The sequence below is a fragment of the Aliivibrio sifiae genome, from assembly GCF_002954705.1.
GTDB lineage: Bacteria > Pseudomonadota > Gammaproteobacteria > Enterobacterales > Vibrionaceae > Aliivibrio > Aliivibrio sifiae_A.
This window is the reverse complement of sequence record NZ_MSCO01000001.1, coordinates 1,011,809-1,036,262: the sequence shown is the minus strand read 5'-3', so window position 1 is coordinate 1,036,262 and position 24,454 is coordinate 1,011,809. Positions and strand designations below refer to the sequence as shown.

20 protein-coding genes and 1 pseudogene are annotated in these 24,454 nt (G+C 38.5%); 15 read left to right on the top strand and 6 right to left on the bottom strand.

Going from position 1 to position 24,454, the window contains the following annotated elements; translation table 11 throughout:
• Window position 1: 1 nt before the first annotated feature.
• The gene (locus BTO22_RS04695) at window positions 2-1,420 is read right to left on the bottom strand and encodes an SLC13 family permease (RefSeq protein ID WP_105055555.1); all 1,419 of its coding nucleotides are present in this window, start codon (window positions 1,418-1,420) and stop codon (window positions 2-4) included.
• 198 nt (window positions 1,421-1,618) lie between these two features.
• Window positions 1,619-4,258, bottom strand: a complete 2,640-nt coding sequence (topA, locus tag BTO22_RS04690) for a type I DNA topoisomerase (RefSeq protein ID WP_105054491.1) — start codon at window positions 4,256-4,258, stop codon at window positions 1,619-1,621.
• A 399-nt stretch (window positions 4,259-4,657) separates the two neighbouring features.
• Between topA and BTO22_RS04685 the strand changes: the two genes are divergently transcribed.
• Entirely contained in the window at window positions 4,658-4,903 is a 246-nt protein-coding gene (locus BTO22_RS04685; RefSeq protein ID WP_105054490.1) for a YciN family protein, read from the top strand.
• Window positions 4,904-4,975: 72 nt separating this feature from the next.
• Here BTO22_RS04685 and sohB read toward each other — a convergent pair whose 3' ends face one another.
• The gene (gene sohB / locus BTO22_RS04680; protein WP_105054489.1) at window positions 4,976-6,037 is read right to left on the bottom strand and encodes a protease SohB; all 1,062 of its coding nucleotides are present in this window, start codon (window positions 6,035-6,037) and stop codon (window positions 4,976-4,978) included.
• 159 nt (window positions 6,038-6,196) lie between these two features.
• Between sohB and BTO22_RS04675 the strand changes: the two genes are divergently transcribed.
• Window positions 6,197-6,937 carry a YciK family oxidoreductase gene (locus tag BTO22_RS04675; protein ID WP_105054488.1) on the top strand — a complete coding sequence of 247 codons (741 nt, stop codon included), beginning with the start codon at window positions 6,197-6,199 and terminating at the stop codon, window positions 6,935-6,937.
• 88 nt (window positions 6,938-7,025) lie between these two features.
• Here the strand turns inward: BTO22_RS04675 and rluB are convergent, their stop codons facing one another.
• On the bottom strand, window positions 7,026-8,105 hold the full coding sequence (rluB, locus tag BTO22_RS04670; protein ID WP_105054487.1) for a 23S rRNA pseudouridine(2605) synthase RluB: 1,080 nt from the start codon (window positions 8,103-8,105) through the stop codon (window positions 7,026-7,028).
• A 315-nt stretch (window positions 8,106-8,420) separates the two neighbouring features.
• On the opposite strand from rluB, the pseudogene BTO22_RS04665 reads away from it, so the two are divergent.
• Window positions 8,421-9,563, top strand: a pseudogene (locus BTO22_RS04665) (acyl-homoserine-lactone synthase); the annotation flags it as partial.
• Between the two features lie 11 nt (window positions 9,564-9,574).
• Entirely contained in the window at window positions 9,575-12,028 is a 2,454-nt protein-coding gene (locus BTO22_RS04660; protein ID WP_105054486.1) for an ATP-binding response regulator, read from the top strand.
• Window positions 12,029-12,074: 46 nt separating this feature from the next.
• On the opposite strand, the gene BTO22_RS04655 is transcribed toward BTO22_RS04660, so the two are convergent.
• Window positions 12,075-12,695, bottom strand: coding sequence for an L-threonylcarbamoyladenylate synthase (locus BTO22_RS04655; protein WP_105054485.1), 621 nt, complete (start codon window positions 12,693-12,695; stop codon window positions 12,075-12,077).
• 46 nt (window positions 12,696-12,741) lie between these two features.
• The gene (gene rnm, locus BTO22_RS04650) at window positions 12,742-13,587 is read right to left on the bottom strand and encodes an RNase RNM (protein ID WP_105054484.1); all 846 of its coding nucleotides are present in this window, start codon (window positions 13,585-13,587) and stop codon (window positions 12,742-12,744) included.
• Between the two features lie 411 nt (window positions 13,588-13,998).
• Here rnm and BTO22_RS04645 point away from each other — a divergent pair, with 411 nt between their 5' ends.
• The 11 genes from BTO22_RS04645 (at window position 13,999) to BTO22_RS04595 (ending at window position 24,346) form a co-directional block, all read left to right on the top strand.
• A complete protein-coding gene (locus BTO22_RS04645; protein WP_105054483.1) occupies window positions 13,999-15,585 on the top strand; it encodes an anthranilate synthase component 1 in 1,587 nt (528 codons plus the stop codon).
• A complete protein-coding gene (locus BTO22_RS04640; protein WP_105054482.1) occupies window positions 15,585-16,193 on the top strand; it encodes an aminodeoxychorismate/anthranilate synthase component II in 609 nt (202 codons plus the stop codon). Before BTO22_RS04645 ends, BTO22_RS04640 begins: the two co-directional genes overlap by 1 nt.
• 10 nt (window positions 16,194-16,203) lie before the next feature.
• A complete protein-coding gene (gene trpD / locus BTO22_RS04635; protein ID WP_105054481.1) occupies window positions 16,204-17,211 on the top strand; it encodes an anthranilate phosphoribosyltransferase in 1,008 nt (335 codons plus the stop codon).
• Between the two features lie 4 nt (window positions 17,212-17,215).
• Window positions 17,216-18,628: a bifunctional indole-3-glycerol-phosphate synthase TrpC/phosphoribosylanthranilate isomerase TrpF gene (gene trpCF, locus BTO22_RS04630; protein ID WP_105054480.1), complete on the top strand. Its 1,413-nt coding sequence runs from the start codon at window positions 17,216-17,218 to the stop codon at window positions 18,626-18,628.
• Between the two features lie 10 nt (window positions 18,629-18,638).
• On the top strand, window positions 18,639-19,829 hold the full coding sequence (gene trpB / locus BTO22_RS04625; protein ID WP_105054479.1) for a tryptophan synthase subunit beta: 1,191 nt from the start codon (window positions 18,639-18,641) through the stop codon (window positions 19,827-19,829).
• Complete coding sequence (gene trpA / locus BTO22_RS04620; protein ID WP_105054478.1) at window positions 19,829-20,635, top strand: tryptophan synthase subunit alpha; 807 nt, start codon at window positions 19,829-19,831, stop codon at window positions 20,633-20,635. The genes trpB and trpA overlap by 1 nt, the downstream gene beginning before the upstream one ends.
• A gap of 317 nt (window positions 20,636-20,952) precedes the next feature.
• Entirely contained in the window at window positions 20,953-22,212 is a 1,260-nt protein-coding gene (locus BTO22_RS04615) for a dicarboxylate/amino acid:cation symporter (protein WP_105054477.1), read from the top strand.
• A gap of 200 nt (window positions 22,213-22,412) precedes the next feature.
• Window positions 22,413-22,958: a septation protein A gene (locus BTO22_RS04610; RefSeq protein WP_105054476.1), complete on the top strand. Its 546-nt coding sequence runs from the start codon at window positions 22,413-22,415 to the stop codon at window positions 22,956-22,958.
• A 116-nt stretch (window positions 22,959-23,074) separates the two neighbouring features.
• Window positions 23,075-23,485 carry an acyl-CoA thioester hydrolase YciA gene (yciA, locus tag BTO22_RS04605; RefSeq protein ID WP_105054475.1) on the top strand — a complete coding sequence of 137 codons (411 nt, stop codon included), beginning with the start codon at window positions 23,075-23,077 and terminating at the stop codon, window positions 23,483-23,485.
• A 104-nt stretch (window positions 23,486-23,589) separates the two neighbouring features.
• A complete protein-coding gene (locus BTO22_RS04600; RefSeq protein ID WP_060990656.1) occupies window positions 23,590-23,892 on the top strand; it encodes a YciI family protein in 303 nt (100 codons plus the stop codon).
• Window positions 23,893-23,947: 55 nt separating this feature from the next.
• Window positions 23,948-24,346, top strand: a complete 399-nt coding sequence (locus BTO22_RS04595; RefSeq protein WP_105054474.1) for a GspS/AspS pilotin family protein — start codon at window positions 23,948-23,950, stop codon at window positions 24,344-24,346.
• Window positions 24,347-24,454: the final 108 nt, after the last annotated feature.

The window sequence follows — 24,454 nt, the reverse complement described above, 5'->3', positions numbered from 1 at the left end:
GCTATCCAATATGACCAACAGTGTGAAGAACCCATACCATAACAAAACTTAATAAAACCCCTATTACCCCTAAGATTACGCCTGTTTTCGCCATTTGGCTGCTTTCTACATTCCCAGTAGCGTGTGCTAACGCATTTGGTGGCGTACTGATTGGTAATGACATGCCTAGTGAAGCAGCAAACGTTACGATTAAGATAAGCGTTAACTCTCCGCCAAGCGGTGTCAATGACGTCATAGAGGTACCTAACGCTGCCATGATCGGCATCAATAAGTTAGCGGTTGCCGTATGCGACATGAAGTTTGCCATGATTAAACATAAGAATGCCGCACCAAATAACACAACATAAGGAGAGTAAGCATCAAAAGGAATGCTATGAACCACTAACTTAGCCAAGCCTGTTTTGTCTAAAGCTAAACCAAGAGCAATACCACCCGATACTAACCATAGAACATCCCATGAAATTTTCTTAAGATCTTCTTTATTGATAATCCCTGTAATAGAGAAAACAGCAACTGGAATAAGAGCAACTGTATATGAGTTCATGCCGTGACTTGATCCCATTAACCACAATAAGATCGTACCTGCGAAGGTGATATAAACGGTGATCGCTTTTGGTGTTTTTAAGAACTTACCTTTGATATCCAAATTCATTGTAGTTTGCTTTGCTGGATACAAATAAGTAATTAAAAACCAAGCAAGAGCCATCATGACAATCACAAATGGCACCCCAAATACCATCCATTCACCAAAAGTAATTAAGTTATCTCCCACTAAATATTTTAGTGCGATCGCATTTGGCGGGGTTCCAATTGGGGTTCCAATACCACCAATGTTTGCGGCAATTGGGATACACAACGCAAACGCAACGCGCCCCGGATCTTTTGGACCAAATACGGCAATAACTGGCGTTAAGATGGATAACATCATCGCTGTTGTCGCAGTATTAGACATAAACATTGAGAAGATACCGGTGATCAACATTAAGCCAAGCATAACGAATTTAGGATCCGTCCCAAATGGCTTCAATAGCACTCTCGCTAAGTTAACATCCAATCGATATTTTGTTGCAGCCATTGCCAAGAAAAATCCACCTAAGAACAGCATAATTATTGGGCTGGCAAACGTCGCCATAATATCGCTGTAGTTAAGTAGTTCACCAAAATGAGCGGAATCCTGATTCATCTTAAATAAGAAAAATCCTTTGTCTGATACCATAAGTAGCTCTAAAACAATAATAACTACCGATGTAGCATAAATAGGAATAGGCTCAAACACCCAACATAGTGCTGCTAATAAAAAGATAGCAATAACACGCTGCTGAATAATTGTCATACCTTCAAAAGGAAAAGCTGACAAAGGCATCAAAAGAATGATGAGTGGGATAATTGTTGGGATTAAATACTTCATGTATTGACGCATAACGCTACCGACTTCCATAGAACAATTTAAGGGTAATAACGAGAATTATCTCCTTCATCAACCATTCGGTATAACGTGTTAGATCAATCATTGTTTCAAAATAAGAACAAATATAGAATTTTGTGACACTTGTATCATAAAAAAAGAGCTGCATTTCTGCAGCTCTCATTATTTTGTCTGATTATAATGCCTTAATAATTAAGACTCTTTCTCAGCTTTTGGCTTTTTACGCTTATCGGTAATTGCCCATTTTCCGTCGATATATAACCCAGTCCAACCTGATGGCTTACCATCGTTTTCAGTACGAACGTAGTTTTCTTTCGTTTTACGGCTAAAACGAACTACCGCAGGCTTACCGTCAGGATCGTGCGTTGGCGCTTCCGTTAAGTAAGTAAACTTAGGAGACAAACGATCTTTAAAGCGCACTAACTCTTCCACTAACGGTGCACGTGTTTCACGTGATTTAGGGAACGTGCTTGCTGCTAAGAATAAACCTGATGCACCATCACGCAATACAAAGTACGCATCTGACTTTTCACATTCCAATTCAGGAAGATGAACAGGATCTTCTTTTGGTGGCGCAACTTCGCCATTTTTAAGGATCTTACGAGTGTTTTTACACGTTTCACTCGTACAATCCATATATTTACCAAAGCGGCCGTTCTTAAGTTCCATGTCTGAACCACATTTGTCACATTCGACAATTGGACCATCATAGCCTTTAAGTTGGAACTCACCGTTCTCAATAATGTAACCTTCACAGTTCGGATTATTACCACAAACATGAAGCTTACGATCTTGATCAATTAGATAAGGATCCATCGCTGTTTCACACTTAGGACAACGTTTCTTAGCTCGTAATGCTGCGGTTTCTACATCTTCTTCAAGAACATTAATAATGCCCTCTTCATTACCTAAGTTAATGGTTGTCTTACAACGTTCTTTTGGTGGTAATGCGTAACCAGAACATCCAAGGAATACCCCAGTTGATGCAGTGCGAATACCCATATTACGGCCACATGTTGGACATTTAATATCGGTTTCTACGATATTATTTGGTGACATGCCACCTTCAGATTCATCAAGCTCAGCTTTCGCGATATCATCAGTAAAATCTTGGAAGAAAGCGTTAAGTACGTCTTTCCAATCTTTATCGCCTTCAGCAATCTTATCTAAGTTGCCTTCCATACGAGCAGTAAAGTCGTAATCCATTAAATCATCAAACGATTGATTTAGACGGTCTGTAACGATTTCACCCATTTTCTCTGCATAGAAACGGCGACTTTCAACACGAACATAACCACGGTCTTGAATGGTTGAGATGATTGATGCGTAAGTCGATGGACGACCGATGCCTTTTTTCTCAAGTTCTTTAACCAATGCAGCTTCTGTGAAACGCGCTGGTGGCTTAGTAAAGTGTTGCTTTGGATCCAGCTGTTCTAGTTTTAGCTTATCGCCAAGTTGAACCGCTGGAAGTAATTGATCTTCATTTTTACCCATTGGACGTTGCACGCGAGTCCAACCATCAAACTTAAGGATACGCCCTTTTGCTTTTAGGGTAAATTCATCGGCTTTTACGCTCAATGTCGTTGAATCATATTGTGCAGGTGTCATTTGACACGCCACAAATTGATTCCAAATTAGGTTGTAAAGTTTATGAGCGTCCGCTTCCATACCTTGTAGGCCGTCAACTTTCACTTCTACGCTTGAAGGACGAATCGCTTCATGGGCTTCTTGTGCGCCTTCTTTGCTACCGTAAAAAATCGGCGCTGAAGGTAAATAACTATCACCATACTCAGAACCAATAAACTCACGTAACGCCTCTACAGCCTCTTTACTTAAATTAGTTGAGTCAGTACGCATATAGGTGATGTAACCGCCCTCATAGAGGCGCTGAGCTAACATCATGGTCTTTTTCACACCATAACCTAGACGTGTACTTGCTGCTTGTTGCAATGTTGATGTGATATACGGTGCTGATGGCTTACTTTTTGTTGGGCGGTCTTCACGCTTACACACTTCGTATTCTGCTTTTTCAAGAATACTAACCGCTGCAAGTGTATCCGCTTGCGTTAATGGTTTAAATACAGAACCATTACGTTGAGCTACTTGTAGGCGGAAATTTTCTTTATCCGCAGTTAACGTATCCGCATGGATATCCCAGAACTCTTCAGGAATAAATGCATTGATTTCACGCTCACGCTCAACCAATACCTTCACAGCAACTGATTGAACTCGGCCAGCAGATAAACCTCGAGCCACTTTTTTCCACAATAATGGAGATGCCATGAAACCAACCACACGGTCTAAGAAACGACGTGCTTGTTGTGCATTTACGCCAGGCATACTCAACTCACCTGGAGTTTCAAAAGCCTGCTGAATTGCATTTTTAGTGATTTCGTTAAAAACTACTCGTTTATAGCGTGAATCATCACCACCGATGATCTCGCGAAGGTGCCACGCAATAGCTTCCCCTTCACGGTCTAAATCGGTTGCGAGATAGATAGTGTCTGCATTCTCAGCCAGTTTTTGTAATTCTGCTACGACTTTTTCTTTGCCTGGAAGGATTTGATAATTCGCCGCCCAATCATTGTATGGGTCAATACCCATTTTATTGATCAGGTTCTTCTTATCTCTTTCTTTCTTAATGCGTGCTTTATCTTCAACACTCATACCTTTGGTTGACGCTGCCGCCGCTTTCTTTCCGGTGCTTGTCGAACCCATAGGCAAATCACGAACGTGACCTACACTGGATTTTACGATGAAGTCTTTGCCAAGGTATTTATTAATTGTTTTTGCTTTGGCTGGTGACTCCACGATAACTAGAGATTTACCCATAATGTCTCACTAACGTCCTCGTGCTGAAATACAAAACTGTCGAAAAAAACGATATCCACAGCTATAAATTGAACTTTTATCTATATATTACTATTGAGGGAGGATGCCATCACGTCAACCTCTTTTTTTACAATTGCTTCTAAATGGTCGCGCTTTGGACAGTTGTTAATTAGATGTAATTATCACTTGACACTTTTTCAAGCGTTCTCATTTCGGTCGAATCTATTAACATTTACTGACTAATAGCTCAAAAAGTTAATTCAATACCTTGCAGTCGCTCACAATAAAATCACAATTATTTCTTCGAAATTTATTTTAATCATCATGATTTACATCAATTGTATTTTTAATTCTTTATGCTTAAAATTCGTCTTTTATATAGCGATAAATGAGTGACGTATGAGCGATAAAAAATCCATTTCTGAGGCTGATTTACTGTTAATCGCCAATCAAATCATTCAAGATCACGAAAACTATGTTGAAGGTATGCGTGCCACTAGTGTAGAAGAAAAAGACGAAGTATTAGTATTTAAAGGTGAATACTTTTTATCAGAACAAGGGTTACCGACTGAGAAAACAACCGCTGTATTCAATATGTTTAAATACCTTGCCCATCAATTATCCAAAAAGTTTACCGTTAAGTAATTTCTGATAAATCAAAGCAATAAAAAAGGCTGAATAATTCAGCCTTTTTTCTTACGCAGTCTCTATAAAAAATTAAACAATTGGTCGCTGGCCTTTGCTAATCAAACGCATAAAGACATTTTCTGCAGATTGACCTGCAACCCCTGCGATTTTATCGCTCAATTTTTTCTTTTGTACATAATGAATCGCTAATACATCACGATTTTTACATGCTTGAGTTACATAATCATCCGATGTTTGAATCGCATCAATTAAGCCTAATTCTAGCGCTTGCTTACCAAACCAATGTTCGCCAGTTGCTACTTTTTCAAGATCTAATTCAGCGCGATGTTCGTGAATAAAATCTTTAAATAGTACGTGCGTTTCTTCTAGCTCTAACTGGAATTTCTCACGCGCTTTATCACTGTTTTCACCGAACATAGTTAAGGTGCGTTTGTATTCACCAGCCGTCAGTTGTTCAAACTCAATATCGTTTTTCTTCAATAACTTACTAAAGTTTGGCAGTTGAGCAACAACACCAATAGAACCAACAATAGCAAATGGTGCTGCAATGATTTTCTCACCAATACAAGCCATCATATAACCACCAGAAGCAGCTACTTTATCAACTGAGACGGTTAACTTAATATTGGCATCACGCAAACGATCTAATTGTGATGATGCGAGCCCATATCCATGAACCATACCACCACCACTTTCAAGGCGTAAAAGAACTTCATCTCCTTCAACCGAAATGGCTAAAATTGCTGATACTTCTTCACGCAATGCTGCCACTTCTTTAGCATCAATGCTGCCTTTAAAATCAAGTACAAATAAACGAGCATCACGTTTCAGCTCTAGCTCTCCAGATTTTGCCGCTTGCTTAACTTCTTTCTGCCTTGCTTTATCCGCTTCTTTATTTGCTTTTTTCTCAGCTTTGGCGCGTGCCTTTAATTCTGCATCGTCAAATAAATGATGCTCTAATTCAGCCACAGTATCTTTATATTGCTCAGTTAAATTAGAAACTTCTAACTCGCCTTTTGCACTAGCTGATTTACCACTAACCGCTTTAGCTACCACTAAAATGGCGATAATAGAAACAACCACTGTTGCTATCTTTGCTAAAAAGAGACCGTAATCAAACAAAAATTCCAATGTAATACCCTCTGAAGTATGTTTCGTGTATTGTACCTAACTTAACCCAAAGTTAATTCACCTTATGATAAAAATTCGCACTAAACGCGTGTTTTTACAACAAAATACTGAAAAAACAGTATAACTTTACGGTGAACGTTGAAATACAAGGATTACAAAGTGGACTATCAGGTTTCAGCTGACACATTAAAAAACAAAATAATTTTAGTCACAGGCGCTGGCGACGGTATTGGTAAACAAGCTGCATTACATTACGCTCAACATGGCGCAACAGTTATCCTTCTTGGCCGTACAGTTGCTAAATTAGAAGCGGTTTACGACGAAATTGAAAAAGCGGGTTACCCAACTCCAGCTATTGTTCCTTTAGATCTAAAAGGAGCAACAAAACAGCATTATATAGATATGGCAGAAACCATTCAGAGCCAATTTGGTCAGCTAGATGGTCTATTACATAATGCAGGTTTACTAGGAATGTTGAGTCCTTTTGAGCAGTTTGAAGAAGCTATTTTTGATGAAGTTATGCAGATTAACGTCAAAGCGCAATTCTTAATGACTCAAGCCTTATTACCTACGTTACAACAATCAGATGATGCTCGTATTATTTTTACAACATCAACGGTTGGTCATCAAGGACGCGCTTTTTGGGGAGCTTATGCTATCTCAAAATTTGCTACCGAAGGTATGATGCAAACATTGGCTCATGAAATGGAAGGCACATCGGTAAAAGTAAATGCTATTAACCCAGGTGGTACTCATACTCGTATGCGTGCACAAGCCTTTCCTGCTGAAGATATTAGTTTACTTAAAACACCAAAAGATATCATGCCGCTGTATGTTTATTTAATGGCTCCTGAAAGTATGACGATTAATGGTCAATGCATTGATGCACAACCAAAATAAATACTGAAAGAATAAAAAAGGGTTGAAACCGTATGGCTTCAACCCTTTTTATTTGTCTAATTTATTTTACTTAAATCAGCGATTAGACTTAACGTTGTCTTGGTGCTGATTTTGGTGCTTTACCATTTGGAGAAAACTTAGTTCTGATTGGTTTTGCACCATTTGCAGAAGGTTTTTTTCCTTTACCGCTTGGCTTACCCGTAGGTTTACCTGCTGGTTTAGCGTCACCAGTTGTATTACGTTTTGCTGATGGTAATGAGCTACCTACTGGTTTCTTATTATTGCGACCGCGGCGACCGGCTTGCGCGGCACTACGATCGTCAGTTGTACGCTCATCATGACGCTTAACTGCACGACGGATCTTTTGAGATTTAGATTTAGCACGTTTACGTGATTGCTTATCTACGTCTAATAAACTTTCTTTTTCATGTGGTAATTCAACCATATCACGTAAGTAGTTTACTTCTTTAAGCTCAAGTTCCATCCAGCCACCACGAGGGAGTGCTTTTTCTAGGAAAATATCACCGTAACGAACACGTTTTAGACGACTTACTGTTACACCTTGTGAATCCCATAAACGACGAACCTCACGGTTACGACCTTCATTGATTACAACGTAGAAAGTATGGTTCATACCTTCACCGCCTGCGTACATTACATCTTCAAAACGTGCTTCACCATCTTCCAGTTTCACACCAGAAACTAGATTTTTAACCATTTTATCGTTAATTTCACCAAATACACGACACATGTATTCACGTTCAACTTTACGGCTTGGATGCATTAAGCGGTTAGCTAGCTCACCATCTGTTGTAAATAACAGAAGACCAGCAGTGTTAGCATCTAGACGACCAACTGATACCCAACGAGAATCTTTAATTTTTGGTAAACGGTCAAAAACAGTACGACGACCTTCTGGATCGTGACGCGTACATAATTCGCCTTCAGGCTTATGGTAAGCAAGAACACGACAGATAACATCAGTAGACTCTTTTACCGATACAACATGGCCATCAATACGAATTCTTGAATCAACATTTTCTAGGCGATCACCCAGTTTTGCTATCTGACCATCAACACTAACACGATTAGCTTGAATCATCGTTTCCAACTCACGACGAGAACCAAGACCTGCTCGTGCTAATACTTTCTGTAATTTTTCGCTCATTTTTTACCTTATTATGTCGCCTTCACAGGCGTCAATTAGCTTTATTAATCAAGAATCTACCAAGTTCAGATAGTATTTCTCGATCATTTTAGAGTTATATGGGTGATGATTATACAATAAGGTTGTGATGAATAGTAAAAAATTAAGCAAAAAAATATCACATAGAATGATTTCCCATATAATTAAAGTGCTGAATGTATCTCAGCATTTTTTTATTAAACAAGGAAATCAAAATGAAAAATGTTAACTATTTATTTCGCGCTTTTTTATCTAACTCTAATAATGAAATAACACAAAAAAAACCAACGTGAACATTTTATAAAAACGTTGTATTCATATTGCCAAGAAGTCCATACCCCAAAGCTATTGCAGCATATAGTTGAAAGCAGGAAAGAGACGATTTTAGCCAAATTAAACGCCCCTAGTACTGGTAACTTAAACTATTTATTTTCAACAAAAGAAGCTCAAGAGATCATAGGGAAACAACCCAATCACACTCTTCCACCTCATTACTTCACAATCGAAAAATCAGCACAAAATGTCTTCGGTTGCTTGTTATCATGTTGGACGGAGTTTGAAATATTTCTAACCATTCAAAACTCAATTAATTCTTACCAACTAGGCTCTGTTCAATCACATCAAAGCGCTCTATCTGAAAAAATCAACGAACATTATCATTATGAAATTGTCTCTGATATAGCAGCAGATAAGCGGTTATTCCAGACCGAATTTAGCAAATATCCACTTCTTCTCTCAGATGCCATTGTCCTAATTAATATAGCTACATTCATTAAAGAACATAAATGGTACGAAATGTTAACCTGCCTTGATATTTCCTCAAAAGGGGAGCATTTCATCTTGTACCAACTAAATGAAAAAAAGATCTATCCAACAATCATCTCTTCAGCTTTAATTGAAGCTTACCAAGATAAAAAAAACTGGCTTTTTTTTAATGATTTCTTCCAAAGTGACCAATGGAAAAGCGAAAGCTCAACTGAAAGTTTACCGTCTTTTTTCCCTCAAATAAAAACAAAGTTGAATACTTACGAAGCCTCAAGTTCCGCTATAGAAAATACTATTTTTTCTTCTATAGTAAACAAAGTGAGCACCTGCGGAGTAATTCGCTTTACCGTTAATGGAGAAAGTTCAAAAATGAATTACTATATGTATCTAGCACAAAAAGGATTAGCTAATGCACTTTATAAATCAGGCAGGCATACAATTTTCTCTATTATTGAGCAACCAGCAATGGTCTTTTTTTACCAAAAAATGAATCAAATTAATCAAGATGCCCCTGTCTTTATGTTTACAAGTTCACAAGATATAAACAAATCAGGATTAATTACATATAAAGGAATTTGCTTCACAAAGAACACAAGTAATGTTTTCAATCAATATGATTTTAAATCATATAATGTTAAAATCATCCAAAGAAGAAAAGAACTAAAACAAGAATGAGCCTAATATAAATGTTAATTGGTTTACCTAAAGATAATTTATTGCTATTTATCTCTGCATTCATTTTACTATGGGTAGCCTTCTTCATTCGATCTTTATTTAAAGATCGAATGGAAGTAGATCCTAAAATCTACTACCCCTACATAGGGTATTCTATCTTTATTATAATTTGGATTTTAACGAACTTTTATTTTCAATCGGAATTATTACCAAAATTCAGCGAAGATACCGCTATTGCCATCGCTGTAATGGCCAACTTAGCCTCATATTTTGCCTTCGCTTTTGCATTTCTATTTTCTTGCCGCCTGTCATCGACTCGGAAAAACAAACAAATGGAGCCTTGGCAAATTGTCTTGTTTTACGCAGAAACAATCTTTGCTCTTACCATTAATTTAATACCAAATTTAACAGTTACAGGCGTAACTATTGTTGATAAAGGTAATTTCACGATTAGTTTCGGCCCATTCGCATCTATTTTCTTTATTAACGCATTCGTATTTATTAGCTTAATTATTGTTAACTTCCTTAAATTAAGAAAAAGTAAATTAAAACTTAATAAAGGAAAATCAGTTTATTTACTAATCGGCATCCTTATTTTCATGTCTTCAACAATCATATCTCAAATTATTATACCTATAATATGGCATGATTTTTCATTTGCTTGGGTTCCGCCGGTATTATCGGTTACTGAAGCTGTATTAATTGGATACACTTTACTTTATCATCGATTATATAGTTTCCGCTATATTTCTTATTGGTTATTATCCTACTCTATAAATGTTATTATATATCTACTTCCTATCATATTCACTTACTCGAATATCGAACAAAGCAACCTATTATACATTTCACTATTAGCTATAATTTTCACAGGCTTACTTTGGGAGAAAACATTAAAAATAACAAAATTACTTTCAAGCTTATTAATATATAGAAATAAAAAAACATCTGTCGAGCAAATATATGATATCGCTGATGAGTTTAAATATTCAAGCCAAAAAGCAATGATGAAACTCGCCACATTAATAGACACTCCACAAGAAGAATTATTACTCGTTGGAAAAAATACCAATTATAATATTTTCATTCCACATTTAAATAACGCCAACTCTGCATTAGTTAAGGATGAATTAGATTATCAACTTCATTACGCTCCCAAACTAAATAACTCTACGCTACATGAAGTTCAAAAAGAAATGCATACACATAAAACTGCATTGATCTTACCTATTTTTGGTGAGAATAAACTCATATCTCACTTATTAATTTCACCAGATAAACGTAATGGTTCTACCTTTTCAAATGAAGAAATTAGCGCAATTCAATGGGTTCTAACTAAAGTTCAAGGCTATATTGAGAGTGAAAGAAAAGTACAGCAATCTCAAGCTCTTGCAAACTCAATAGCTCATGAGATGAGAAATCCATTATCGCAGCTACAATACCACTTTGAGCGCATTGGACTTCATTCTAAAGAGACAAATATAGATAATGAATTACGACAAGGAAAGCTTGCAATTCAACGTGGTGCACAACTCATTGACATCATATTAAGTGAAACCAAAAATTCAGAGATTAACAACTCTCTGTTTCTAAATTACTCCATATCGACATTAACCAAACAATTTATTGATGAGTACGCATTTGAATCAGATGCCATTAGAAATAGAGTAAGTATGGATCTTAAACAAGATTTTACTATCCATGTTAATGACACTCTTTACGGATTTATACTCTTTAACTTACTCCGTAATGCCATTCATTACTTTGAGGGCTCTAATAGTAAAATATTGATTAAATTAACTCAGGGAAATACCTCTAATACTCTTAGCTTTAGAGATTCAGGTCCTGGGATAGATTCATCAGTTTTACCTCATATATTTGATGATTTTTTTACTCATAATAAAGAAGGTGGCAGTGGCCTAGGGCTCTCTTATTGCTTACGAGTAATGCACTCTTTTGAAGGAAATATTGCATGTTATTCACAGAAAGGGAAATTTACAGAATTTATATTAAGCTTTCCAAAGCTTAAAGATAACATTGATTACACAATTAATGCCTCATCCCTAGCTGAAAATAAAAATACACTAAAAAGCTTAAACGTCGGGAATAATACGATTAAAACGGTACTTATTGTCGATGATAAAAAAATTCAACGAATGCTAATTCAAACATTTATTGCAAGAGATAATCTCACAATTATTGAAGCTGAGAATGGGTTATCAGCTATTGATATTATCAACAATACTAATATTGATCTTATTTTTATGGATTCACGTATGCCAATAATGAACGGAATTGATGCAGCAACACAAATAAAAAAAACACACCCATTAATCCCTATAATTGCTTTAACTGGTGAATCTTCAGAGGATGAATTAGCTAAAATAATTGCAATAATGGATGGCTATCTAACAAAACCGGTTGTTAAATCTCAATTGCTAGAAATCTTAGATGAATGGATATAAAAATAGCCAGTCAATACTGGCTATTTATAAGCTCATTACTCTTTAATTATTGAAATGGGCTCGGATCACCAGCACCAACACGCACAACGTTAATTTCATCATCACTAAAATCAACGACCGTTGTTGGTTGTTCGCCTAAATAACCACCATTCATAATTAAATCTACCGCATGCTCAAGTTGATCACGAATGGCTTCAGGATCAGACTCAGCCACGTCATTACCAGGTAAAATCAATGTAGTCGACATGAGTGGCTCACCTAACTCTTCTAAAAGAGCAAGGGCAATTTTATTATCAGGTACACGCATTCCTATTGTCTTACGTTTTGGGTTCATTAACCGACGTGGGACTTCTTTTGTCCCCTTAAAAATAAACGTGTATGCGCCCGGTGTATTATTTTTTAGTAAACGGAAAACACTATTATCAACACGAGCATAAATTGAGAGCTCAGAAAGATCGCGGCATAACAAAGTAAAGTTATGCTTATCATCTAAACGACGGATCTGACAAATACGTTCTAGTGCCTGTTTATTCTCAAGCTGGCAACCTAATGCATAGCCTGAATCGGTTGGGTAGATAACGACTCCGCCATCACGAATAATAGCAACGGCTTGAGTCATTAAACGCGCTTGCGGGTTTTCTGGGTGTACATAAAAAAATTGGCTCATCATTCCTCCTGCCTAGCAGGTCATTGTTATTATTTAAGGATTAAGCCTACTCAAATGTTGGTAAATCCCATTCTTGCCATACTGGAACTACCCCTTCAGGTAGCCACAAATTTCGTCCGAGCTCTGTCCAAGGCGAAGGATAATGAAAATCAGACCCTTGGGATGCTTGTAACTCATATTGAATCGCATAATCAGCAAGTACTCGTCGCTCTTGTACACCTTGTTGAGGCAGAGCAACTTCCATTGCATCCCCTTTTGCTTCAACAAATGCGGCTAATAAACGCTTAACCCACTTTGCCGTCAGTTTGTATCTGCCTGGGTGAGCTAACACTGCCGTTCCCCCAGCATTGTGAATTACCTTAACCGCCTCTTCAATTGAGCACCATTCAGGTGGAACGTATCCTATGTTATTGCGTGTTAAAAACTTTTTAAACACCGCTTGCATGGTTTTGGCGTGACCTTGATCAACTAACCACTTACCAAAGTGCGCTCGTGTTAATGAGCCTCCATTAGCAAGAGCAAGTGCTCCTTCTAGTGCTCCTACATAACCTGCTTTTTCAAGACGCTCGGCCATTTTACGTGCTCGTAAGTCTCTACGTTGCGCCTGTTCTTCTATCAATGCAATTAATTCAGGATGATTAATATCAACATTAAGGCCTACAACATGAATATCCTTGTTGCTCCACAGTGTGGATATTTCAATACCATCAATTAAATGCACTGGTAATTCTTTATCTTTAATCGTTTGGTGAGCTTCTGCTAAGCCTGCAACAGTATCGTGATCGGTGATAGCAAGCACCTTCACATTAAAAGTAACCGCCCTTTCTACTAATTCAGCAGGAGACATACGTCCATCTGACGCCGTTGTGTGACTATGTAGGTCTATTTTCATAATAACTCTTGACTTTCACCTCGCGTACTAGTTTACTGGTACGCAGTTAAACACTTTCTCAATAAATAATTGATATTATCTTTGTTTTAATAGTAGGTACTTTATGTCACAGCTAAGCAAACAACAAGCATTCTTAAAAACTAGCGTAATGACTAAGCGTTGGTGGCACTACTTCGGGTAGTGTTTTTGTGCTTAGTTAATTTGACATAAAAACCTTGCCCGCCATCTAGCGGGTTTTTTTATGCCTTAAGCACAACCAATCAATAAAATGAATAATAGATGAAAATCTAAACAGTCAGTCATTCAGCCCTCACAAGTTTTAAGAAAAGAGTGGCAACAAAAGTGAAATATGCGACTATGAAAACCAATAAAAATATAACATCAATTCAACGTATTAGCAGGGAGGCTGAAATGCAGTCATCATACTCAAAAGATGGTCAGCTAGAGTTATTATGTCTTGATGTGCCATATGTTTCCGATCCTACGGAATTGTATTCAACATTATGCGCACATCAGGCAATGAGTTTATTGCTTGAATCCGCCGAAGTCGATTCAAAACAAAACCTAAAAAGCCTGATGCTTATTGATGCTGCAGTACGAATTCACTGCCTTGATAAAGAGGTTGTTTTAGAAGCATTAACCCCGAATGGAGAGAATTTATTAAACTCGTTATCACTCTCTTTTCCTATTTCTCTGATTTCTCAATCATCTCACACAAAACTAACGCTACACTTCCCTGAAATAAATCAGGAATTAGATGAAGACAGCCGTCTACGTGAACTTTCTTCTTTCGATGCTCTACGTATTATCCAGCACCAATTTGATTTAACAGGATTACCATCAAATTCTCTTTTTCTTGGTGGCCTATTTGCTTATGATTTAGTGGCTAATTTTGAGAACTTAGGTAATGCAGAGGCAATCAATAAATGCCCTGATTATGTCTTTTATGTTGCTGAATCCTTATTGGTCATCGATCATCAGACTGAAAGTTCAACGTTACAAGGTACTCTATTCAATGCTGATGATAAGTTAAAAGACTTAATATCCAAACGACTCATAGAAATTAAAGATTTTTGCTCAGAGCCTCATACCATACCAAGCGTTCCAGCATTAGATAGCTGCGAAGCAATTCCAAGTGTGTCAGATGAAGAGTTCTGTCAGACCGTATTAGATTTAAAAGAATTTGTGATTAAAGGCGATATTTTCCAAGTAGTTCCTTCTCGTCGCTTCACTCTTCCTTGCCCTGCTCCATTGGCGGCTTATCGTGAACTTAAAATCGGTAACCCAAGTCCATACATGTTTTATCTGCAAGATCGTGATTTCACCCTGTTTGGTGCCTCACCTGAATCAGCATTGAAATACGGAAAAGACACAAATCAAGTCGAGATTTACCCAATAGCAGGCACACGTCAACGTGGTAAAAATAGCGATGGGTCTATCAATAATGATTTAGACAGCCGCATTGAATTAGAACTGCGTTGTGATACCAAAGAAAACGCAGAACACATGATGCTCGTTGACTTAGCGCGTAATGATGTAGCTCGTATTTCAGAAGCAGGCACTCGCTATGTGGCTGATTTATTAAAAGTCGATCGCTACAGTCATGTTATGCATCTAGTTTCTCGTGTTGTAGGGCAGCTTCGAGGGGATCTTGATGCCCTTCATGCTTATCAAGCTTGTATGAATATGGGGACATTAACTGGCGCACCAAAAATTCGTGCGATGCAACTTATTCGTGACGTAGAAAAAACACGCCGCGGCACTTATGGCGGTGCTGTTGGATATTTAACAGGCGATGGCAACATGGATACGTGTATTGTTATTCGTTCAGCCTATGTTGAAGACGGTATTGCTCAAGTTCAAGCCGGAGCTGGTGTGGTGTATGACTCTAACCCACAAGCTGAAGCGGATGAAACTCGTGGTAAAGCCCAAGCGGTGATCTCTGCAATTCAAAAAGCGCACTTAGCTCAACCAGCAAGCACTAAGGAGAAAAACTAATGGCTCATATTGTATTACTCGATAATTTCGACTCCTTTACTTATAACTTGGTTGATCAATTTCGCTCTCTTGGCTATCCAGTTACTATTTACCGTAATAGCTTATCGGCAAGTGCTTTTGAAGAAGCGGTAAACAAGTTAGATAACCCGGTAGTCGTACTATCTCCAGGACCAGGCGCGCCATCAGAAGCCGGCTGTATGCCTGAAGTCATTCAACGCTTAAAAGGTAAAGTACCTATGATTGGGATTTGTCTTGGTCATCAAGCGATTGTAGAAGCGTATGATGGGATAGTTGCAGGTGCGGGTGAAATCGTTCATGGTAAATCTGCAATGATGAATCATAACCAGCATGCTATTTTTGATGGTTTACCAAACCCACTTTCTATTGCACGTTACCACTCTTTGGTAGCAACAAAAGTAACCGAGAAATTAACCATTACAGCTACCGTTGATGATTTAGTCATGGCGGTGATCCAAGAAGAAGATAAAGTGTGTGGATTCCAATTTCACCCTGAGTCCATTCTTACGACGCAAGGCGCTGAGCTACTAATTAATACATTAAACTGGGCTTTAAATTTAGATTCAAGCCGTTCAGATAATAAAGAATAAGGATATTTGCATGACTCAAATTGAAGCCATTTTTACCAAACTGTATGACCAAACTTCGCTTTCAGAAACAGAAAGCCAAGTTCTTTTTGATGCCATAATTAAAGGCGAGTTAGAACCTATTCTACTTACCGCCGCTCTGACCTGTTTGAAAATCAAAGGTGAAACGCCAAACGAAATTGCAGGTGCAGCAAAAGCATTGCTTGATAATGCCAATGAATTCCCTCGTCCAGATTATGATTTTGCCGACATCGTAGGCACTGGTGGTGATGGTTCAAATACGATAAATATCTCCACCACTGCGGCGTTTGTTGCTGCTGCTTGTGGTCTTAAAATCGCAAAACACGGCAATCGCGGAGTATCAAGTAAATCAGGCTCTTCTGACTTATTAGATTCATTTGGTATTAATTTAGCCATGTCAGCAGAAGACACACGAAAAGCGGTTGATGATTTAGGTGTTGCTTTCTTATTTGCGCCTCACTATCACGGTGGTGTTCGTCACGCGATGCCAATTCGTCAAACCATGAAAACACGCACTATCTTTAATATTCTTGGTCCTTTAATCAACCCTGCTCGTCCAAACATTGAATTAATGGGTGTATATGATGAGTCTCTGGTTCGCCCTATCGCAGAAACCATGGTGAACATGGGAATGAAACGCGCAGCGGTTGTCTTTGGCTCAGGTTTAGATGAAGTTGCTATTCATGGCCCAACAACCGTCGCTGAAATTATTGATGGTGAAATCAAAGAATACACATTAACGCCCGAAGATTTTGGTTTAGACACTCATCCGCTTGAAGCAATTAAAGGCGGAGAGCCAGAAGAAAACAGAGCGATTATTACTGATATTCTGACAGGTAAAGGTACTGACGCTCAACTGGGCGCTATTGCGGTTAACGTGTCACTATTAATGCGTCTGTTTGGTCATGAAGATTTAAAAGCCAATGCACAAAAAGCAATCGATGCGATGAACTCAGGTAAAGCATTTGAGCTAGTCCAACAACTGGCTGCACGAGGATAGAAAGATGACACAACAATTGTCTGAGCACATCTCAGTAGAAAACACCCAAATGGCTGAAGTGCTAGTTAAAATTGTCAAAGACAAAGCAATTTGGATAAATGAACGTAAAGAAGCGCAGCCTCTTGAGACCTTTCAACATGGCCTAACGAACTCTGACCGCAGTTTTTACCAAGCATTAAAAACGGGAAAAACTGAGTTTATTCTTGAGTGTAAAAAAGCATCGCCATCGAAAGGATTAATCCGACAAGATTTTGATCTTAACTACATTGCTTCAGTCTACAACAAACACGCCAGTGCAATTTCTGTGTTAACTGACGAAAAATATTTCCAAGGCAGTTTTGATTTCTTGCCAATTATTCGTGACCAAGTTAATCAGCCTATTCTATGCAAAGATTTTATGATTGATGCATACCAAGTGTATTTAGCTCGCCATTACGGTGCCGATGCTATTCTATTAATGCTTTCTGTGCTTAATGATGATGAATACAGAGAACTTGCAGAAGTCGCTCATTCATTTGGCATGGGTGTACTCACTGAAGTCAGTAATGAAGAAGAATTACACAGAGCAGTTGCATTAGAAGCGCAAGTAATTGGTATTAACAACCGTAATCTACGTGATTTATCAACCGACTTGAACCGCACTAAAGAACTTGCCCCACTGCTGCCAAAAGGCACTACCATTATTTCTGAGTCTGGTATTTATAACCACCAACAAGTAAAAGATCTGGCAAAACACGCAACAGGTTTTTTAATTGGTAGCTCATTAATGGCAGAAGAAAATCTAGAGCTAGCAGCACGAAAAGTGATCCTAGGTGAAAACAAAGTCTGTGGCTTGACTTCTATTGATGATGCAAAAGCAGTCTATGAGTCTGGTGCTGTGTATGGTGGATTAATCTTTGTAGAAAAATCACCTCGTTCTGTTTCATTAGAGACAGCAAAAACCATAACTCAAGCAACCACATTAAATTATGTAGGCGTTTTTCAAAACGAGACAGTGTCTACGGTTGCACAACGAGCAAATGAGCTATCTCTTACAGTGGTTCAGCTACATGGTTCTGAAAGCGAAGAATACATTGCGGAGCTAAAACAGCAATTACCAAATCATTGCCAAGTGTGGAATGTTATTTCTGTGTCAGATGACGCACAAAGTATTTCCCTTCCTCAAAGCCTTGCTGATAAGGTATTGGTAGATTGCAAAGTTGGCTCACAAGAAGGTGGCACTGGCGTAAGTTTCGATTGGAGTAAACTACCACATAACGACATTATGCTAGCTGGTGGCTTATCACTCGACAATACCAAACAAGCCGCGCAACTTGGCTGCTACGGATTAGATTTCAACTCTGGGGTCGAATCGGCACCAGGAAAAAAAGATCATACAAAATTACGCGCCGTATTTAGCGCATTACGAGATTATTAAGGAAAATATCATGGCAAAATTAGATGCCTACTTCGGCGAATATGGTGGTCAATACGTTCCACAAATCTTAGTTCCTGCTCTTGATCAATTAGAACAAGCATTCATTGATGCACAAGCAGATGACGATTTCCGCGCTGAGTTTATGACGTTACTACAAGAATACGCAGGTCGTCCTACTGCCCTTACCCTTTGTCGTAACCTAACCAAGGGCACTAAAACGAAACTGTATCTAAAGCGTGAAGACTTACTGCACGGTGGCGCTCACAAAACTAACCAAGTATTAGGTCAGGCGCTACTTGCAAAACGCATGGGTAAAAACGAAATTATCGCAGAGACTGGTGCAGGCCAACATGGCGTTGCGACTGCTCTTGCTTGTGCTCTACTTGGCTTAAAATGTCGTGTTTACATGGGCGCTAAAGATATTGAACGTCAAAGCCCGAATGTATTCCGTATGGAGTTAATGGGTGCAACAGTGATCCCTGTTCATTCAGGTTCATCAACGCTAAAAGATGCGTGTAATGAAGCACTACGTGACTGGTCTGCAACTTATGAAACTGCGCATTACCTATTAGGTACAGCCGCGGGCCCTCACCCATTCCCAACGATTGTTCGTGATTTCCAACGAATGATTGGCGAAGAAACAAAAATGCAGATCCTTGCACGTGAAGGTCGCCTACCTGACGCGGTGATTGCTTGTGTTGGTGGCGGTTCAAACGCGATTGGTATGTTTGCTGATTTTATCGAAGAAGAAGATGTGAAATTGATTGGTGTTGAGCCTGCAGGTAAAGGTATTGATACCGACCAACATGGCGCGCCACTTAAGCATGGTAAAACGGGTATCTTCTTTGGTATGAAAGCGCCATTGATGCAAGATGAACATGGTCAAATTGAAGAATCTTACTCTGTATCTGCTGGGCTTGATTTCCCATCAGTTGGTCCACAACACGCACATTTAAACGCTATTGGCCGTGCAGAATATGGATCAGTTACCGATGATGAAGCGCTAGAAGCATTCCAAACCTTAGCAAAAGGCGAAGGTATTATTCCTGCATTAGAATCGTCTCACGCTCTGGCTTATGCTCTTCAGCTAGCACACGCTGAGCCAGAAAAAGAGCAGCTATTGGTTGTTAACCTATCAGGCCGCGGTGATAAAGATATTTTCACCGTTCATGACATTCTAAAAGAAAAGGGAGAAATCTAATGGATCGCTATCAAGACCTATTTGCTAAATTAGCAAACAAAAACCAAGGTGCCTTTGTTCCTTTTGTAACCATTGGCGATCCAAACCCAGAGCTTTCTTATCAGATCATGGACACGTTAGTTGAATCAGGAGCAGATGCACTTGAATTAGGCATTCCATTTTCAGATCCTCTAGCGGATGGCCCGACAATTCAAGGCGCAAACATTCGTGCATTAGACAGTAAAACAACACCAACAGTTTGTTTTGAATTAATCGCTAAAATCCGTGCTAAATACCCTGAAACACCAATTGGTCTATTAGTTTACGCTAACCTAGTGTTCGCTAATGGCATCGACACTTTTTATACTAAATGCCAACAGGCCGGTGTAGATTCAGTGTTAATTGCTGATGTACCAACCAATGAATCAGCAGAATTCAGAGCAAGTGCAATTAAGCATAATGTTCACCCTATCTTCATTGCTCCACCATCGGCATCAGATGAAACATTAGAAACGGTGGCGAAACTAGGTGGCGGCTACACTTACCTTCTTTCTCGTGCTGGTGTTACTGGCGCAGAAACTAAAGCAGGTATGCCTGTTGCTCAACTATTAGAACGCTTAAACCAATTTGATGCACCACCTGCTATCTTAGGTTTTGGAATTTCAGAGCCAGCACAAGTTGAAGAAGCGATTAAAGCCGGCGCAGCAGGGGCTATTTCTGGCTCTGCGACCGTAAAGCTCATTGAACAACATCAAAATAATCCAGCCGCTTTACTTAAGGCTCTTTCATCGTTTACTTCTCAGATGAAATCTGCAACACAAAAATAACATTTAACATATTACCCCACTCCAAAAGAGCTCATCACGAGCTCTTTTTTTATCCCTCCCTTTCTCTGTTCGCTTTATTACGTTAAATGTTAATTAGAGTTTATTTATCGCATAAGTAATAACAAAGCATTATGACGCACAAAAAAGAAACAAACTTCCTACACAAAACCACATAAGTTGAGATCTATTTAATAAAAACGTTGATAGATGTAAATATTACGTGTAAAAAGACCACCAATATATTTAACTAATAAATGCATACTTAACAAGATATAAAAACTACAACTTATTATAAAAACAATGCAGAGGTAATTAAATTGTTACAAGCAAAAGGACTTCTCAACAATATCGGTATTCAAGTCGTTATTGCTATGATCGTAGGTACGATGGTTGGTGCAACAATGGGGCAATCTGCCGCGATGTTCGCACCTTTGGGCACCATATTTATTAACCTAATCAAAATGCTAGTAATCCCACTGGTTGCTGTTGCTCTAATCTCTGGTGCTGCAGGGCTAGGTAATAGCAGTAACGCAGGTAAAGTTGGGTTAACTACTTTAGGTTACTTTGGTATCACTTCAGCACTTGCTGTTGCACTTGCACTATTTATGGGGGAGGTTTTTGAGCCGGGTAAAGGCATTGACCTCTCTGGTGTTGAAGGAATGTTTTCATCTGCTTATGCCGCAAAAGGCGAACTTCCAACCTTTTGGGCTACCATTACAGGAATGATCCCAACCAACGTTTTCCAATCACTAAATGAAGCAAACATCCTTCAAATTCTCGTTTTCTGCTTATTTTTTGGTATTGGTCTTTCTAAGCTAGAGAAGAAGCGTCGTGAACCAATGCTCAATGCGGTTAATAGCATTGTTGATATTATGGTTTGGATGATCAATAAAGTAATGATCATCGCTCCTATCGGTGTATTTGGCCTAATGGCTGAAGCGGTAGGCACGTTTGGTTTTGGCGCACTGATGGTTGTATTCAAACTGTTCGTTGTTTACGTTGCTGCTATTCTTGTATTTGGTTTTATCGCTTACCCGTTAATGGTAGGCCTATTAACTAAAACCTCAGCCAAAAAATTCCTTATTGCAATGAAGAAACCACAAGCCGTTGCTCTATCTACTGCCTCTTCAATGGCAACGCTACCAGTTACAATGGAAACCATTGAAAAAGAGTTAGGTGTTCGTAACTCTACAGCTTCGTTTGTATTGCCTCTGGGTGCAACAATCAACATGTCTGGTAATGCAATTTACTATGGTTTAGTTGCTATCTTCTTTGCTCAACTGTTCAACATCGATCTATCTATTGGTGCTTATGTTGCAATTATCGTAACCTCTACCCTAGGTGCCGTTGGCCAAGCAGGTGTTCCTGGTCCATCTTTCTTAGTTGTTGCAGTTCTACTTGCTGCAGGTATTCCGATTGAAGGTCTACCACTGCTATTCGCATTAGACCGAATCTTTGACATGACCCGTACCGCTCTTAACATCACAGGCGATGCTGCGTGTGCTGTGATTGTCGATGCTATAGTTGAAGAAAGCTCTATTAAAGAAAAACCAGATTCAGAACAAAAACACGCTTAAAATTAAGCTTATCTAAAACTAAAAAGCCTGCTTTCTTATCTATTAAGAACAGGCTTTTTTATTTAATAACCTCCAACCAATTATCTCTTACAAAAAGAAATGAATAGGTAAAATGTAACAAGCAATTTTTAGCGATTCCCTCCCCTACAAATATTAGTTACACTCGCTGCATAATTAATTATTTGGCTCAATATATAAACATGAAACAGATTTTAGATTTTATCCCACTGATTATCTTTTTTACATTGTACAAAATGTACGATATCTATACAGCAACGGGCGCTCTTATCGTAGCGACAGCCATTCAACTTGTTGTGACTTATTTACTTTATAAAAAAGTAGAAAAAATGCAGCTAATCACCTTCCTTATGGTTACTGTATTTGGTGGGATGACCATATTTTTACACGATGATAATTTCATTAAATGGAAAGTAACCATTGTTTACTGTGTCTTTGCTGCTGGTTTAATGGTTTCTCAGATCATTGGAAAGCCTGTAATCAAAGGTATGCTAGGCAAAGAAGTGACGCTTACTGACTCCCAGTGGAACAAGATCAACTACGCTTGGATCTTATTTTTCACCGTATGTGCAATTGCCAACTTATACGTAGCATTTGAAATGCCTCTTGATGTATGGGTTAACTTTAAAGTATTTGGCTTACTTGGTTTAACTTTCTTATACACTCTATTTACTGGTATGTACGTTTATAAACACATGCCAAAAGAGAAAAAAGAAGAGCAGGAATAGTCAAAAGCTCAGACAAAAAGACATAAGCCGTGCTGTTTTATCGCACGGCTTTTTTATATCTGTTTTTTTGTGATAAACTCGGCATAATTTCATTTTTAGTTGTATTGGAAATCAATTTGACAACTCCATCACCTCTTGGACAAGCGCCTAAAGGCCAACTCCTCTTACGTACTCTTTCTATGCCAGCAGACACCAACGCCAATGGTGATATCTTTGGCGGATGGATCATGTCACAACTGGATTTAGCTGGTGGTATTCTAGCCAAAGAAATTTCTGGTGGTCGTATTGTGACCATTTCAGTATCTAGTATTACCTTTAAAAAACCGGTTAAGGTTGGCGACGTCGTATGTTGTTATGGCGAATGTGTCAAAATTGGTCGCACTTCAATGACAATAAACCTTGAGGTATGGATCAAGCCTGTAAAAGAACACGGTATCGGCGATCGCTTCATGGTATGTGATGCCACTTTTAATTATGTTGCGATTGATGCGAAAGGAAAACCTCGACCAATACCTAAAACTGCGTAGTTATTACAATTTTTCTTATTAATTATTAAAAAGCTCTGGTTTATCGCTAGGGCTTTTTTTATGATGGCTATATCAATGATGATAAAGAATAAAAGGATTCAACTATGTGGTACGTAATTTTTTCTCAAGATGTTGAAAATAGCTTAGAACGTCGTTTAAGTGTTCGAGAAAAGCATCTAGAGCGCCTTACTCAACTACAAAATGAAGGTCGTTTATTGGTAGCAGGACCAATGCCTGCAATTGACTCTGAAAACCCAGGAGATGCTGGATTTACAGGCTCAACAGTTATTGCAGAATTTGATTCTTTGGATGCTGCAAAAAAATGGGCTAACAATGACCCATATATTGATGCAGGGGTTTACGCTAATGTAATCGTAAAACCATTCAAAAAAGTACTTCCTGCTTAATATTAATGATATGAATTTATAGTAAATATAAGCTCAAAAACCATAAAGAACTATAATGAAAAAACTTATTATTACTGCGTTAAGCGTACTTGCTCTTTCAGGGTGTGCTTCTAACGAACAACAACAAGAAATAGAGATGCTTGCCGATTATCGTGCGAGTATCCTTGCAAGTTCACTCCCTCTTGAAATGGGACAACTTACCTTAATCCAAGTGAAAGAAAAACAAGGTGTGGTTGAGATGGTATTTTTAGATAGTGGTAACGGTGAAGTTAGCACAAACCAACTCATTGAAAAAAGCATCACTACTTATTGTGGAAGCAAAGAAATCCGCCCAGTGTTAAAGAAAGGTGTCGCTTATCGCTACCTTATTCGTAACGCTCGAGGGCAAAAGCAGAATGATATTTTTGTTAATGAGCAGTCTTGCATAGATCGTGAACCAGCCGAAGAAGAGTAATACAAATACAAAATGGCCTAACATTTATTCAAATGTTGGCCATTTAAGTTGCGACTTTAATTTCTTTACTACCACCGCTCCCTTTGTACATATCAATAACATTACCTA

Bases quoted from the DNA above. Each gene is read 5' to 3' on its own strand.
- BTO22_RS04695 (WP_105055555.1), bottom strand. From the start codon at position 1,420: ATGCGTCAATACATGAAGTATTTAATCCCAACAATTATCCCACTCATC.
- topA (WP_105054491.1), bottom strand. From the start codon at position 4,258: ATGGGTAAATCTCTAGTTATCGTGGAGTCACCAGCCAAAGCAAAAACA.
- BTO22_RS04685 (WP_105054490.1), top strand. From the start codon at position 4,658: ATGAGCGATAAAAAATCCATTTCTGAGGCTGATTTACTGTTAATCGCC.
- rluB (WP_105054487.1), bottom strand. From the start codon at position 8,105: ATGAGCGAAAAATTACAGAAAGTATTAGCACGAGCAGGTCTTGGTTCT.
- BTO22_RS04660 (WP_105054486.1), top strand. From the start codon at position 9,575: ATGTTAATTGGTTTACCTAAAGATAATTTATTGCTATTTATCTCTGCA.
- BTO22_RS04655 (WP_105054485.1), bottom strand. From the start codon at position 12,695: ATGAGCCAATTTTTTTATGTACACCCAGAAAACCCGCAAGCGCGTTTA.
- rnm (WP_105054484.1), bottom strand. From the start codon at position 13,587: ATGAAAATAGACCTACATAGTCACACAACGGCGTCAGATGGACGTATG.
- BTO22_RS04645 (WP_105054483.1), top strand. From the start codon at position 13,999: ATGCAGTCATCATACTCAAAAGATGGTCAGCTAGAGTTATTATGTCTT.
- BTO22_RS04640 (WP_105054482.1), top strand. From the start codon at position 15,585: ATGGCTCATATTGTATTACTCGATAATTTCGACTCCTTTACTTATAAC.
- trpD (WP_105054481.1), top strand. From the start codon at position 16,204: ATGACTCAAATTGAAGCCATTTTTACCAAACTGTATGACCAAACTTCG.
- trpCF (WP_105054480.1), top strand. From the start codon at position 17,216: ATGACACAACAATTGTCTGAGCACATCTCAGTAGAAAACACCCAAATG.
- trpB (WP_105054479.1), top strand. From the start codon at position 18,639: ATGGCAAAATTAGATGCCTACTTCGGCGAATATGGTGGTCAATACGTT.
- trpA (WP_105054478.1), top strand. From the start codon at position 19,829: ATGGATCGCTATCAAGACCTATTTGCTAAATTAGCAAACAAAAACCAA.
- BTO22_RS04610 (WP_105054476.1), top strand. From the start codon at position 22,413: ATGAAACAGATTTTAGATTTTATCCCACTGATTATCTTTTTTACATTG.
- BTO22_RS04600 (WP_060990656.1), top strand. From the start codon at position 23,590: ATGTGGTACGTAATTTTTTCTCAAGATGTTGAAAATAGCTTAGAACGT.
- BTO22_RS04595 (WP_105054474.1), top strand. From the start codon at position 23,948: ATGAAAAAACTTATTATTACTGCGTTAAGCGTACTTGCTCTTTCAGGG.